The following is a 12,858-nucleotide window of genomic DNA, read 5'->3' on the forward strand; positions in this document are numbered from 1 at the left end:
CCGCTGCACCGAAGCGAGATCATGACGAGTGGTTGGTGCGGRGGAGACCGGGTGGGCTGCGGGTCGCTGCAGTTCAGGCGGAAACCATCACGGCAAGGACCGGTTCGCCGGTCAAGYCGCTATCACGCGAGGGCAACTCGATGCGGAGTKGCCCAAGGGACGAAGCCTGGCACGCATGAGCCGGGCGGGAGCAAGGAAACGCGGTGCTGGCATTCCGGCCGCCGACCGAGCTGCCATCGTTCYCGCGATGCGGCAGGGGATGCGCCCCGGCACTGGTGGCATAGGCCCAAAACCCCGGCCGGCCGGCGAGGCGTGAGCCTCATTCATCTGCGGACTACCGCTACGGGGCAAACGCCTCGCCGGTCCCGCTTCGTTCCCTCCCGGGAACGGCTCTTTGAAAACTCCGAAGCCCCTGGGGCTGTCGGACCTGTTCGCTCGTCGTGATGTCATCCCACCCACGGCGCCACCCCGGCGAAGGCCGGGGCCCATCCTGAGGTGCCTCGGCACCAGCACGTGAGCCAAAACATCCCGGCCCCGCGTCCCTTTCATCCCAATTGTCACTTGCCTTAACCCGCTGCCTTTGTTCAGGTCTCCCGCCGGTTCTCGGCAAGGACGAGGATAATGAAGACAGCATTGGTCGTATGGGGCGGGCTCGAATTGCACGAGCCCGAGAAGGGCGCGCACGTCGTGCGTGAGATCCTCGAAGGCGAGGGATTTGGCGTTACCGTGACGGACGACTACACCGCGCTCGGCGGCGATAATGTCGGCTCCTACGACCTGGTCGTGCCGCAGATCACCGGCGGTGAACTCGACCGCGAGAACTCCATCCGCTTCTGCGCCGCCATCGAAGCCGGCACCGGCCTCGCCGGTTTCCACCACGCCCTCGCCACCAGCTTTCCCGGCAACGCGCGGATGCGCTTCCTCGGCGGCTGCACCTTCGCAACCCACCCCGGCGACATCATCACCTACCGGGTCGACCCGAGGGTCACCGACGATCCGATCATGGCCGGCATCCACAGCTTCGAGCACACCTCCGAGCAGTACTACATGCACGTCGATCCCACCGTTGAGGTCCTCGCCACCACCACCTTCTCCGGCGAGCACGCCTTCTGGAAAAAGGGCGCCAAGATGCCGGTGGTCTACAAGTCCGCCTACGGCCACGGCCGCGTCTTCTACACGGCGCTCGGCCACAAGCCGGCCGAACTCGACAAGCCCGAGATCAAGACCATCCTGCACCGGGGGCTCCTGTGGGCAGCTCGTTGATCCCCGTCCGTCCCGTCGGCAAGACCGGCCTCGACATCAGCCGCATCGGCTTCGGCGGCGCGCCGCTCGGCGACCTCAAGCGCGCCCCGACCGATGCCGGGGCGCGTGAAGTGCTGCAGGCCGCCTGGGACGCCGGCATTCGCTACTTCGACACCGCGCCGTTCTACGGCGCCGGCCTGTCGGAACGTCGCATCGGCGATTTTCTCCGCGATAAGCCCCGCGACAGCTACACGCTCTCGACCAAGGTCGGGCGCCTCCTGGTGCCGGACCGCGCCTTCGCCATGGAGCGCCTTGGCGATCCCCGCGCCATGCCGTTCCGCCCGGTGTTCGATTTCACCTATGACGGGGTGATGAAGAGCTACGACAACTCGCTGCAGCGGCTCGGACTCGAGAGCATCGACATCCTGTTCCTCCACGACATCGGCGCCTTCAGCCAGCGCGAGCGCCATGCCGAGACCATGCGCCAGGCCCTCGAAGGCGGCGGCATTCGCGCCCTCGAGGAACTGCGGTCCTCGGGCGCCGTGAAGGCCATCGGGGCAGGTGTCAACGAGTGGCAGATCATCGACGAACTGATGAACCATGCCCACTTCGACATCTTCCTCCTCGCCAACCGCTACACCTTGCTGGACCAGCAGGTGATCGACACCCTGCTGCCGCGTGTCCTGCGTGAAGGCGTCGCCATCGTCGATGGCGCCCCGCTCAACAGCGGCATCCTCGCCACCGGCCCGATCCCCGGCGCACAGTTCGACTACGCCCAGGCCAGCCCCGAAATGATCGAGAAAACCCGCCGCATCCAGGAGCTATGCAGCAAGCACGGCACTACCCTGATCCGCGCCGCGCTCAATTTCCCGCTCGGTCACGACGCGATCACCGCCATCATCCCCGGCTTCTCCAACGTCGCCGAGTTCAACGACAACCTCGCCGGCTACCGCAAGCCGATCCCCGATGCGCTATGGTCCGAGCTCAAGGCCGAGGGCCTGCTGCACCCGGCCGCACCTGGCCCCGCAACGCCGATCCTGACCTAGCGATCCATCCTCCCTTCCCAAGCCATTCTGACCGGAGTTTCCCCATGGGCGAACGTATCAAACTCACCGCTTCCGACGGCTTCGTCCTCAACGCCTACCGTGCCGAGCCGGAAGGCAAGCCGCGCGGCGGCGTGGTGCTCATCCAGGAAGTCTGGGGCCTCAGCAACTGGGTCCGCAGCGTCGCCGACCGCTGGGCCCGCCATGGCTACCTGACCATCGCCCCGGCGATGTTCGACCGCGCCGAGTACGGCTTCGAAAGCGAGAACTACGGTGCCGACCATTTCCCTTTGGTCGGTGAGCTGATGAAGAAGTTCTCGATGGATACCGCCATGACCGATGTGGAGGCCGCCATCGCCGCGGCTTCCGAGGGCGGCAAGGTCGGTATCACCGGCTACTGCTTTGGCGGCCGCGTCAGTTGGATCGCCGCCAGCAAGGTCGCGGGCCTCAGCGCCGCCTCCGGTTACTATGGCGGCGGCGTGCCGAACTACATCGAGCTCACCCCGAACGTGCCGCTCGAAATGCACTACGGCGACAAGGATCAGGGCATCCCGCTGGAGCAGGTCGAGCAACTGAAGGCCCGCCACCCGGAGGTCGACATCTACGTCTACAACGGCGATCACGGCTTCTGTAACAGCGACCGCCCGGAGAAGTTCGACGAGGCCTCCTGCACCAAGGCCTCGGTCCGCTCACTGGAGTTCTTTCATAAGCACCTCGGCTGACCTCCCGCGCCACCTCGCCTATCTCGAGGAAGCGATCGCCGACGCGCGGCGGGCCATGCTGTCGCGCAAGAAGGCGATGCTGGCGGCCCTCCTGGTCGATGCCTACGCCGACCGTCTGTTCGCTGCCCGCGCCGAACCGGCGGGCGATGTGCTGGAGTTCCGGGCCGGCCTCGCCAGCGCTCATCCGGCGCTGGCGCTGGTCTTTGACCTCGTTGCCGGGCGCGCCGAACTCGTCACCGAAGCCGTCGAAGTGCCACTCGCCGACTACGGCAAGCTCAGCGTCGAGGACTTCATGGTCAGCCTCTACAACGGCCACACTGTCCAGCGTATCCGCATCGTCACTGCAGATGGCACGCGGGAAGACGCTCAGGACGTATTGGCGAAAGCATTCGCAGCCCTGCGCTAGTCCTTCACCGCTTCCAGCAGTTCGAGCAGCTTCTGTGTCGTCTGCCAGCTGCGGATGGTCATCGACTTGTAGAGCGGCGAGGCGACGATGCGACCGAGCCGGCTCTTGGTGCGTTCCGCGCTGAGCCGCTGCGAGTAGATCATGCCCTCGCCAGGCCAGACCTTGTCGACCCCGTCACGCGGCTTGAACACGGCAAACGCCTCGTCCCGGTCGATGTCCATCAGGAAGATCGCATCGCTGTGGTACTTGTCCGGCTCGTCGCCGAACCCCTTGGGCCGCTTGTCGAGCACCGCTTTGAGCTGGTTGTGGCTGAGCACCAGCACTTTGACCAGTTCATCATCGAGCTTGAACGTCGAGGTCAGCTCCTCCTCGATCTTCCGCGCAATCGTCTTGGCCGCGAGGTTGGAGCGGAAAATGGCGTTGCCACTGGCGATGTAAGTCGAGACGCCCTCGAGCCCGATGTCTTCGAGCAGCTTCTTCAGCCCCGCCATAGGCACCTTGTTCTTGCCACCGACATTGATGCCGCGCAGCAGCGCCAGGTAGGTCGTCGTCGTGGGCATTTATCCCCCCATTCCCCGGACCGGCTAAAACGACAAAGGCCGGGATCAAACCCGGCCTTTGGAGAAACTATGAACCGCTCAGCGCTTCTTCTTGTCGATCTGATGGTAGGCCCGGCGCGAGTGGAACTCGCAGTAGGGCTTACCCTCGTTCGAGTGCTGGCCGCAGAAGTAGAAATCGGGCGTCAGCGGGTCGCCGATCGGCCACTTGCAGGTGTGCTCGCTCAGCTGCAGCAGCGTCAGCCGCTGCTCCACCGGGATGAAGAGCTCGGCCGCCTGCGGCGCCATCTCCATCTCGACCGCGAACTCCTCGTCCATCTTCAGCGCCGTGGCGCCCTGGATCGCACCGCCACCACCGCCGCCGACATTCATCGAGTTGCGGGTCTTCATCACCGTGCCAAGCCCGCTCGAACGCGAGGTGCTGGCAGGCGACGAAACACGGCGCGCAGCCGGCCGCGGTGCAGTACGCACACGAGGGGTCGACGTCGCCGGCTTGGCGCGCCCCGAGAGCTTCAGGCGATGCACCTTGCCGATCACCGCGTTGCGGGTGACGCCTTCGCCCAATACCCCAGCGATCTGACTGGCGCTCAGCCCCTCAAGCCAAAGTTTCTTGAGCAGCTCGACGCGTTCTTCAGTCCAGCCCATCAACAATCCGCTCCTAAACCGCCATTCAGGACTCTGACGGACTCCTCAGCCGTGCCGTTGCCTCAGCAACAGCCCGATACGCTACGCATCGTAGGTCTGATGGGTCCGCCACACGAGATATCGTGTCCCAACGCCTTGATACTACACGGGTCGCGGAATCCCGTGCAAGAGTCGCAGCCGTTTTACACGGGGAAAAAGCGTCTGCAATTTGGCAGTCGGGGGAAGCCGGTTCAAATCAGGCACTTGGAGCCCGGAATCCCCGTTTCCGTTGACTTAAGTACTCCACAAAGGCATATGGAGAGCCTGCAACGCGCCGCATTTTCGCAGCGCGTTTTTGGTTTTTGTGGGGCTTTTGCAACAGTCCCGAAACGAGCCCATGAAAGGGGTGCGAAGATGTCTGCGCTGTACGGTACGTATGCCCGGTCCGACCTCGCTTTTGAGCGGGGCGAGGGCGTGCGATTGTTCGCGCAGGACGGCACTCCCTACCTTGATTTCCATGCCGGCGTGGCCGTCAACGCCCTCGGCCATGGCGACCCGCACATGGTCGCGGCGCTGAAGGCAGCGGCCGAAAAGGTCTGGCACACCGCCAACACCTTCACCATTCCCGAGCAGGAGCGGCTGGGCCAGCGGTTGGTCGAGAACACCTTCGCCGATGCGTGCTTCTTCACCAACTCGGGCACCGAGGCAGTGGAATGCGCGGTCAAGACCGCCCGGCACTACTTCTGGGCCAAGGGCGAGAAGGATCGCTACGAGATCATCGCCTTCACCGGCTCGTTCCACGGCCGTACCATGGGCATGATCGCCGCCTCCGGCAACGAGCACTATCTCGAAGGCTTCGGTCCGCCGCTTGAAGGCTTCAAGCACCTGGCCCCGGGCGATCTCGATGCGGTCAAGGCCGCCATCACCCCCAAGACCTGCGCCATCCTCATCGAGCCGGTGCAGGGCGAGGGCGGCGTCACCGCCATGACCGCCGAATACATGCGTGGCCTGCGCGCGCTCTGCGACAAGCACGGCATGCTGCTGATCCTCGACGAAGTGCAGTGCGGCTACGGCCGCACCGGCAAGTTCTTCGCCTATGAGTGGAGCGGCATCGAGCCCGACATCATGGCCGTGGCCAAAGGCATCGGCGCCGGCTTCCCGCTTGGCGCCTGCCTCGCCAAGGGCGAAGTGGCCAAGTCCATGATCCCCGGCACCCATGGCTCAACTTATGGCGGTAACCCCCTGGCTTCGGCCATGGGCAACGCAGTGCTCGACCGCATGCTGGCGCCCGGCTTCTTCGAGCATGTCGAAAAGATGGGCCAGCGGCTCAGCTGGCACCTGCAGCAGCTGGCGCAGCGCTTCCCCAACCAGGTGCTCGAGCAGCGCGGCAAGGGCCTGCTCGCAGGCATCCGCATCGCTTCGCCGGTGCGCGACGTCGCGGCACGTCTCCGCGACGAGCATCATATGCTGGCCATGACCGCCAACGAGAACGTGCTCCGTCTGTTGCCGCCACTGGTGGTGACCGAAGCCGACATCGAAGAGGCCATGGGCAAGCTCGCGGCCGTCTTCGAGGCGATCGAAGCCGAGGCCCCCAGCAAGGCCACCGCCTGACCCCATTCACGGCACGCGATCTGAAGGGCGGGAGACAGCAGCTCCCGCTCGGCGCGTTCCGAAAAGGAGAGGTCCCAAAATGACCGCTACCCCACCTAGGCACTTCCTCAACCTCGACGATTTCGATGCCACGACGCTGCGCGGCATGCTCAGCCAGGCCGTCGAACTCAAGGACCGACTGAAAAAGGGCGATCGACCGCTGCTCCTCAAGGACAAGGTGCTGGCGATGATATTCGAGCGCCAGTCTACCCGTACCCGCGTCAGCTTCGATGTCGGCATGCGCCAGCTCGGCGGCGAGACCATCTTCCTCACCGGCCAGGAAATGCAGCTTTCCCGCGAGGAGACGCTCGCCGACACCGCCAAGGTGATGTCGCGCTACGTCGATGCGATCATGATCCGCATCCTCACCCACCAGGATCTGCTCGATCTGGCCGAAGCGGCCACCGTGCCGGTGATCAACGGCCTGACCCGCCGCGCCCACCCGTGCCAGGTGATGGCCGACGTGATGACGTTCGAAGAGCACCGCGGCAACATCAAGGGCGCCAAGGTCGCCTGGGTCGGCGACAGCAACAACGTGCTGGCCAGCTGGGTGAATGCCGCCGAGCTCTTCGGCGCCGAGCTCACCATCGCCGTTCCCGAGGAATACGCTCCGGAAAAGGACCTGCTGGCCGACATCAAGAAGGCTGGCGCAGCGGTGAAATTGATCGAGGATCCCGAGGAAGCGGTGCGCGACGCCGACCTCATCATCACCGATACCTGGGTGTCGATGGGCGACACCGATGCCGCCGAGCGTCGCCGGGCCTTGAAACCCTACCAGGTGAATACCCAATTGATGGCCTTGGCCGATAAGGACGCGCTGTTCATGCACTGCCTTCCGGCCCACCGCGGCGACGAGGTGACCGACGAGGTCATAGAGGGGCCGCAATCGGTGGTCTTTGATGAAGCCGAAAACCGGCTTCACGCCCAAAAGGCGATCCTGTGCTGGGCACTGGGCCAAGACCGGCAGAACATCTAGCGTTCTGCGATACTATTATGCGCGACACGAACCAGCGCGGAACCCGGTCCGGGAGCGGAGCGGTGTTGTTCCGCGAGATTGGATTATTGGATGACTCAGACTGAGCTCAGCTCCTATGGCCTCGATCGCCCGGAATCCGGCGACGATGTCGTGGTGCCCTTCACCCTGGACCGGCTCGATGGCCGCGGCCGCATCGTCCGCCTCGGGCCGGCGCTCGATGCGATCCTGACCCGCCACAACTATCCGGCTCCCGTCGCTCGCCTCCTCGGCGAAGCCGTCGTGTTGGCCGCGTTGATCGGCTCCTCGCTGAAGTTCGAGGGCAAGTTCATCCTCCAGACCCAGACCGATGGGCCGGTGAACCTGATCGTCGTCGATCTCGACGCGCCGGACGGCCTGCGCGGCTATGCCCGCTTCGACGCCGACGCGGTTATGAATGCCATCCAGCGTGGCGAAACCCAGCCGGGCCAGCTGCTCGGCAAGGGCCACCTCGCCATGACCGTTGACCAGGGCAGCCACATGGAGCGCTACCAGGGCATCGTCGCGCTGGAAGGCGGCTCGCTCGAAGACGTAGCGCACGCCTATTTCCAGCAGTCCGAGCAGATCCCGACGCTAGTCCGCCTTGCGGTGGCACAGCACTCAGTGCGCGGCGAGGGCGGCCCGCATTGGCGCGCCGGCGGTGCGCTGGTGCAGTTCCTGCCCCCGCACGGTCAGTCGGTGATGCCGGATCTGCCGGGCGACGGCGATTTCGACAACCCCGAGACCGCCGATCCGGATTTCGTCGAAGACGACAAGTGGACGCAGACCCGTTCGCTGCTCTCGACCGTCGGCGACGACGAACTGGCCGATCCGGACGTCTCGGCCGAGCGCCTGCTGGTCCGCCTGTTCCACGAGCCGGGTGTGCGCATCTTCGCCCCGATCGAGCTCGAGGAGCGCTGCACCTGCTCAGCCGAGCGGATCGAGGCCATGCTGCGCGACAACTTCTCGCCCGAAGAGCGCGAGGAGATGGTCATCGACGGTGAGATCGAAGTGGTCTGCGAGTTCTGCTCGGCCGACTACCACTTCAAGCCGCACGAGTTCGACGACCACCACTCGCACCAGCACTAGCATGTTGCCTCCCCTGCATTGGGGAGGCGACCCAAATTCGGCCCGTACGGCGCCGGTTGTGCGTGACTCCGTGCAGGCGCGGGCGTAAAATACAGGGGTATGCGGAGGTCTGTAATGTCCGACGCCACCCACCCAGGATTTGGTTCCGACGAATACCGCGCCCTCGGCTCGCTCGCTGTGAGCCTGCTGGTCATGTGCGCACTGCTGTTCTTCCCCGCCGGCACCTTCGGCTGGGCCCGCGGCTGGTGGTACCTCGTCGTCTTTGTCGCCGCCGTCCTCGTCGCGATGGTCTACATCTGGCGCGCCGATCCTGAACTGTTCGCCATCCGCCGCAAGCCGCAGGCAGGAACCAAAACGTGGGACCTTGCTTTCGTCGCCGTCACCCTCACGTCCATGGCCGCCATCCTGCCGGTCGCCGGGCTCGACTATCGCTTCGGCTGGTCGCAATTGCCCGATGGCATGGTGTGGCTCGGCTACCTGATCTTCGCCGCCGGCTTCGGGCTCACGGCCTGGGCGCAGGGGGTGAACCGGCACTTCGAACTGACGGTGCGCATCCAGACCGATCGCGGCCACAAGGTTATCGACGCCGGTCCCTACGCCACGGTCCGCCACCCGGGCTATATCGGCGGCGCGGCGTTGGGCTTCGGCACGGCGCTGGCGCTGGGCTCGATCGTGGCCGTCATCCCTGCCATCATCTGTGCTGTCGCATTGGCCCTGAGGACGCTCGCCGAAGAGGCGACGCTCAGCGAGGAACTGCCTGGCTATTCCGACTACATGCGCAGGGTTCGCTTCCGCTGGGTCCCGGGCATCTGGTGATCACTCGCTGGCCAGCGCCACCACCGGATCGAGCCGCGCCGCCGACCGGGCCGGCATGAAGCCGAACAGCACGCCGATCAGGCTCGACGAGACGAAGGCGGCGATGATCGTCGTCGGCGAGTAGATGAAGCTCAGGCCGCTCACAAGCTTCTCGACGCCAAACCCGATCCCGAGCGACAGCAGTACGCCCACCGTGCCGCCGATCAGGCACACCAGCACCGCCTCGATCAGGAACTGCTGCAGGATATCGCCTTGGCGCGCTCCGACCGCCATGCGCACGCCGATCTCGCGGGTCCGCTCGCGCACCGAAACCAGCATGATGTTCATCACCCCGATGCCGCCGACGATCAGCGAGATCACCGCGATGGCCGAGATCAGCAGCGTCAGCGTCTGCGACGTCGACTGGATGGTCTCGCGGATGGTGTCGGTGTTCTGCAGGCTGAAATCCACCGTGCCGTGCCGCCGCTCCAGCAGTGCCTCGATCTCCGCCTGCGCCTCGGTGACATCGGCACTGTCGGCGACGCGCACCGTGATGGTCGAGAGCCAGCTCTGGCCGAGGATCCGGGACATCGCCGTCGTGTAGGGCATCCAGATGCTGATCGAGTTCGACTGCGGCCCGAAATTGTTGGTGCTCGCGGCCACAACGCCGATGATCCTGAGTGGCACATTGCCCACCAGCACGACCTGGCCGACCGCGTCCTCGCCATTGGTGAACAGCGTGTCGCGCGCCGTGGTGTCTATCACCGCCACCTGTGCCAGCGAGCTGACCCCGCCCTCGTCGAATGCCGCGCCTTCGACGAAGCTGCGATTGTTGACGCGGAAATAGTCGGGCCCGACACCCTGGACCTGCGCCCCGGCGCTGATGTTGCGATAGCGCGCGGTGCCGTTGCTCGACACCTGCGGCGTGACGCTGTCGGCATACTTCTCTGCCGCGATCGCCGCCGCATCGGCCGGCACTAGCGTGCGGATCGCGTCGCGCCGCCGGTCGGCGGCGTTCGTCCCGGGCAGGATGTTGATGGTGTTGGTGCCGATCGAGCTGATCCGGTCCAGCACCGTCTGCTGGCTGCCTTGCCCGAGTGCCACCACCGATACCACGGAGGCGATGCCGATTATGATGCCGAGCATGGTGAGGAAGGTGCGCAGGCGATGGCTGGAGAGCGCCCTAAGCGCCATCTGGAACGCCTCGCCGACCCGATCCAATGCCTCGCGCCACCGCGGGATCCGCTTGATCGTCTCGGGGGCACGCGCCGCCGGAGCGTTCGCATCGTCCTTGCGGCGGTCGGCGATGATCACGCCGTCGCTGAGTTCCACGACGCGGTCTGCCTGCGCTGCGACTGCCGGATCGTGGGTCACGATGATGATGGTATGGCCCTCGGCGTTCAGCTCCTTGAGCAGCGCCATAAGCTCCTTGCCGCTCTTTGAATCGAGCGCACCGGTCGGTTCGTCCGCGAGGATGATCTCGCCGCCATTGATCAGCGCCCGCGCCACGCTGACGCGCTGCTGCTGGCCGCCCGATAGGGCATTGGGCCGATGGGTCATCCGGTCGCCGAGGCCAAGTCGCTCGAGCAGCCTGTGCGCCCGCTCGCGGCGCGCTTCCTTGCGCGCGCCGGCATAGATCGCCGGCACCTCCACATTCTCGAGCGCGTCGAGGTCGGCGAGCAGCTGGTAGCGCTGGAAGATGAAGCCGAAATGCTCACGGCGCAGCTCAGCGAGTTCGTTCGGCTCGAGCCGCGAGATGTCGCGCCCGTTGAGCCGGTACTCACCGGTCCAGCCATTGTCGAGGCAGCCGAGCACGTTCATCAGCGTCGACTTGCCCGACCCCGACTGGCCCATGATGGCGATCATCTCGCCGGCCTGGATGTCGAGGTCGATATCCTTCAGCACGGTGATCGTTTCGGCCCCGATCGGGTACTCGCGGCGCAGCTGCCGAATGGAGATCAGCGGTTCGCTCATCGCCCCGGCCTCAGCGCATCACCATCATCGGTGGCCCGCCGCCGCCGGTGAGGATGTTGCGCGTGCCGCCCTGCGCGTTGCCGGAGCGGGTGGTGCTGGGGGCGGCCGTGGTGTTGATCACGAGGTCACCCTCGTCGAGCCCCGCGACCACCTCGGCGGTGACGTTATTGTTGAGGCCGATGGTGACCTTCTTGGGCTCGACAGCTTCCTTCTGCTGGTCCCACACGGGGAGCGTATAGCTGCCATCCCGGTCCTTGCGGGTCAGCACGGAAGCGGGGATGGTCAGCACGTTGTCGACCGACTTCAGCACGATCGTCACCTGCGCCGTCATCGAGATGCGCAGCTTGTGGTCCGGGTTATCCACGTCGAACAGGCCGTTGTAGTAGACGGCCGTCGCGGAGGTGCTCGACGAAGCGTCGTCCGAGGCGATCGAATCCGGTGCCGGCTCCACCGCACGCAGCGTTGCGTCGATGCGCGTATCGGGGTCGCCGAGAATGGTGAAATACACCTTCTGCCCCGGCTCAACCCGCGGCACGTCGGCTTCCGAGATCTCGGCCTTCACCACCATCTTGTCGAGGTTGGCGAGCTTGACGATGGTCGGTGACGAATTGTTGGCGTTGACCGACTGGCCAACCTCCACCGACACGGCCACCACCGTGCCGTCGGACGGGGCCACGATCTTGGTGCGGTCGAGGTTGAGCTGTGCCGCCTCGACATTGATCTGCGCCTGATCGATCTGCGCGTCGATCGCCTGCAACTGCCCCTCGGCGGTCTGCACCGCGAGTTGCGCCGTTTGCAGGTCGGCATCGGAGATCAGTTTCTGGGGGCTCAGCTTTTCGGCGCGTTCCAGCGCGGTCTTCGCCTGTACCAGGTTCGCCGCCTGGATGGTCTTCTGCGCCTGGGTATTGGCGAGCGACGCCTGCGCTGCCTTCACCGCGTTTTCCTGGTTCAGCGAGTCGATTTCGGCAATCACGTCGCCGGCCTTCACGTCATCGCCGAGCTGGACGTTGAGGGTCTTGATCCGCCCCGAAACCTCGGCGCCGACGCTGACCAGCGAACTGGCCTCAATGACGCCCGAGGCGAGCACCGTCTCTTCGATATTGCCGCGCGCCACCGGTGTCGTCCGCGGCACTTCGTCCTTGGCCGGCGCGCTGAACACCAGCCAGCCGGCGCCCGCCGCCCCGACCACCACCAGCAACGCAATCCACTTGAACCACCGCTTCATCGCACACCTTCAACCGCATTCCGCCCGCCTTAGACTTAGGAAGCCAGGGCCGGGAAGTCGCATTAGAGCTTGGTAAGCTGGGTGAATTCTTGGAAAGGTCGGAGACGTACACGGGCGACACTGTGGTGGGTGCCAACCTCGGGGCGAGCGAACAGGTCCGACAGCCCTGTGGGCTTCGGAGTTTTCAAAGAACCTTCCCCTTTCGAGGAAGACGAAGCGGGACCGGCGAGGCGTTTGCCCCGTAGCGGTAGTCCGCAGATGAAAGAGGCTCACGCCTCGCCGGCCGGCCGGGGTTTTGGGCCTATGCCACCAGGGCCGGGGCGCATCCCCTGCCGCATCGCAAGAACGATGGGAAACGCGGTCGGCGGCCGGAGTGCCAGCACCGCCTTCGTTGCTCCCGCCCGGCTCATGCGTGCCAGGCTTCGTCCCTTGGGCCACTCCGCATCGAGCAGCCCTCGCGTGATAGCGGCTTGACCGGCGAACCGGTCCTTGCCGTGATGGTTTCCGCCTGAACTGCAGCGACCCGCAGCCCACCCGGTC

At 65.4% G+C, this 12,858-nt stretch carries 12 protein-coding genes; 8 read left to right on the plus strand and 4 right to left on the minus strand.

Going from position 1 to position 12,858, the window contains the following annotated elements:
• The first annotated feature begins 621 nt into the window (after window positions 1–621).
• From AC1DWU_RS22950 to AC1DWU_RS22965, 4 genes are read left to right on the plus strand one after another with little or no spacing between them, the layout of a single operon-like run.
• A complete protein-coding gene (locus tag AC1DWU_RS22950; protein WP_477152339.1) occupies window positions 622–1,263 on the plus strand; it encodes a ThuA domain-containing protein in 642 nt (213 codons plus the stop codon).
• Window positions 1,248–2,288 (plus strand): aldo/keto reductase, encoded by a 1,041-nt coding sequence (locus AC1DWU_RS22955; protein ID WP_477152340.1) that lies wholly within the window; start codon window positions 1,248–1,250, stop codon window positions 2,286–2,288. Before AC1DWU_RS22950 ends, AC1DWU_RS22955 begins: the two co-directional genes overlap by 16 nt.
• Before the next feature lie 44 nt (window positions 2,289–2,332).
• Window positions 2,333–3,007, plus strand: a complete 675-nt coding sequence (locus AC1DWU_RS22960; protein ID WP_477152341.1) for a dienelactone hydrolase family protein — start codon at window positions 2,333–2,335, stop codon at window positions 3,005–3,007.
• 55 nt (window positions 3,008–3,062) lie between these two features.
• Window positions 3,063–3,413 (plus strand): hypothetical protein, encoded by a 351-nt coding sequence (locus AC1DWU_RS22965; protein ID WP_477152342.1) that lies wholly within the window; start codon window positions 3,063–3,065, stop codon window positions 3,411–3,413.
• On the opposite strand, the gene AC1DWU_RS22970 is transcribed toward AC1DWU_RS22965, so the two are convergent.
• Both AC1DWU_RS22970 and AC1DWU_RS22975 read right to left on the minus strand, forming a co-directional pair.
• On the minus strand, window positions 3,410–3,973 hold the full coding sequence (locus AC1DWU_RS22970; protein ID WP_477152343.1) for a DUF1697 domain-containing protein: 564 nt from the start codon (window positions 3,971–3,973) through the stop codon (window positions 3,410–3,412). The two genes, AC1DWU_RS22965 and AC1DWU_RS22970, sit on opposite strands and share 4 nt — an antisense overlap.
• 78 nt (window positions 3,974–4,051) lie before the next feature.
• Window positions 4,052–4,615 carry a GcrA family cell cycle regulator gene (locus AC1DWU_RS22975; RefSeq protein WP_477152344.1) on the minus strand — a complete coding sequence of 188 codons (564 nt, stop codon included), beginning with the start codon at window positions 4,613–4,615 and terminating at the stop codon, window positions 4,052–4,054.
• Between the two features lie 393 nt (window positions 4,616–5,008).
• On the opposite strand from AC1DWU_RS22975, the gene AC1DWU_RS22980 reads away from it, so the two are divergent.
• The 4 genes from AC1DWU_RS22980 to AC1DWU_RS22995 all read left to right on the plus strand — a co-directional run bounded on the left by AC1DWU_RS22980 (window position 5,009) and on the right by AC1DWU_RS22995 (window position 9,140).
• Window positions 5,009–6,205, plus strand: coding sequence for an acetylornithine transaminase (locus AC1DWU_RS22980; protein WP_477152345.1), 1,197 nt, complete (start codon window positions 5,009–5,011; stop codon window positions 6,203–6,205).
• Window positions 6,206–6,284: 79 nt separating this feature from the next.
• Window positions 6,285–7,220: an ornithine carbamoyltransferase gene (gene argF, locus AC1DWU_RS22985; RefSeq protein WP_477152346.1), complete on the plus strand. Its 936-nt coding sequence runs from the start codon at window positions 6,285–6,287 to the stop codon at window positions 7,218–7,220.
• A gap of 90 nt (window positions 7,221–7,310) precedes the next feature.
• The gene (locus tag AC1DWU_RS22990; RefSeq protein WP_477152347.1) at window positions 7,311–8,324 is read left to right on the plus strand and encodes an Hsp33 family molecular chaperone; all 1,014 of its coding nucleotides are present in this window, start codon (window positions 7,311–7,313) and stop codon (window positions 8,322–8,324) included.
• 114 nt (window positions 8,325–8,438) lie between these two features.
• On the plus strand, window positions 8,439–9,140 hold the full coding sequence (locus AC1DWU_RS22995) for a methyltransferase family protein (RefSeq protein ID WP_477152348.1): 702 nt from the start codon (window positions 8,439–8,441) through the stop codon (window positions 9,138–9,140).
• Here the strand turns inward: AC1DWU_RS22995 and AC1DWU_RS23000 are convergent, their stop codons facing one another.
• Window positions 9,141–11,093: a MacB family efflux pump subunit gene (locus AC1DWU_RS23000; RefSeq protein WP_477152349.1), complete on the minus strand. Its 1,953-nt coding sequence runs from the start codon at window positions 11,091–11,093 to the stop codon at window positions 9,141–9,143.
• A gap of 10 nt (window positions 11,094–11,103) precedes the next feature.
• Window positions 11,104–12,318, minus strand: coding sequence for an efflux RND transporter periplasmic adaptor subunit (locus tag AC1DWU_RS23005; RefSeq protein WP_477152350.1), 1,215 nt, complete (start codon window positions 12,316–12,318; stop codon window positions 11,104–11,106).
• Between the last annotated feature and the right edge of the window lie 540 nt (window positions 12,319–12,858).

This window comes from Devosia sp. P2_G7 (assembly GCF_056403495.1).

Bases quoted from the DNA above. Each gene is read 5' to 3' on its own strand.
- AC1DWU_RS22995 (WP_477152348.1), top strand. From the start codon at position 8,439: ATGTCCGACGCCACCCACCCAGGATTTGGTTCCGACGAATACCGCGCC.
- argF (WP_477152346.1), top strand. From the start codon at position 6,285: ATGACCGCTACCCCACCTAGGCACTTCCTCAACCTCGACGATTTCGAT.
- AC1DWU_RS22980 (WP_477152345.1), top strand. From the start codon at position 5,009: ATGTCTGCGCTGTACGGTACGTATGCCCGGTCCGACCTCGCTTTTGAG.
- AC1DWU_RS23000 (WP_477152349.1), bottom strand. From the start codon at position 11,093: ATGAGCGAACCGCTGATCTCCATTCGGCAGCTGCGCCGCGAGTACCCG.
- AC1DWU_RS22990 (WP_477152347.1), top strand. From the start codon at position 7,311: ATGACTCAGACTGAGCTCAGCTCCTATGGCCTCGATCGCCCGGAATCC.
- AC1DWU_RS22970 (WP_477152343.1), bottom strand. From the start codon at position 3,973: ATGCCCACGACGACGACCTACCTGGCGCTGCTGCGCGGCATCAATGTC.
- AC1DWU_RS22975 (WP_477152344.1), bottom strand. From the start codon at position 4,615: ATGGGCTGGACTGAAGAACGCGTCGAGCTGCTCAAGAAACTTTGGCTT.
- AC1DWU_RS22965 (WP_477152342.1), top strand. From the start codon at position 3,063: ATGCTGTCGCGCAAGAAGGCGATGCTGGCGGCCCTCCTGGTCGATGCC.
- AC1DWU_RS23005 (WP_477152350.1), bottom strand. From the start codon at position 12,318: ATGAAGCGGTGGTTCAAGTGGATTGCGTTGCTGGTGGTGGTCGGGGCG.
- AC1DWU_RS22960 (WP_477152341.1), top strand. From the start codon at position 2,333: ATGGGCGAACGTATCAAACTCACCGCTTCCGACGGCTTCGTCCTCAAC.
- AC1DWU_RS22950 (WP_477152339.1), top strand. From the start codon at position 622: ATGAAGACAGCATTGGTCGTATGGGGCGGGCTCGAATTGCACGAGCCC.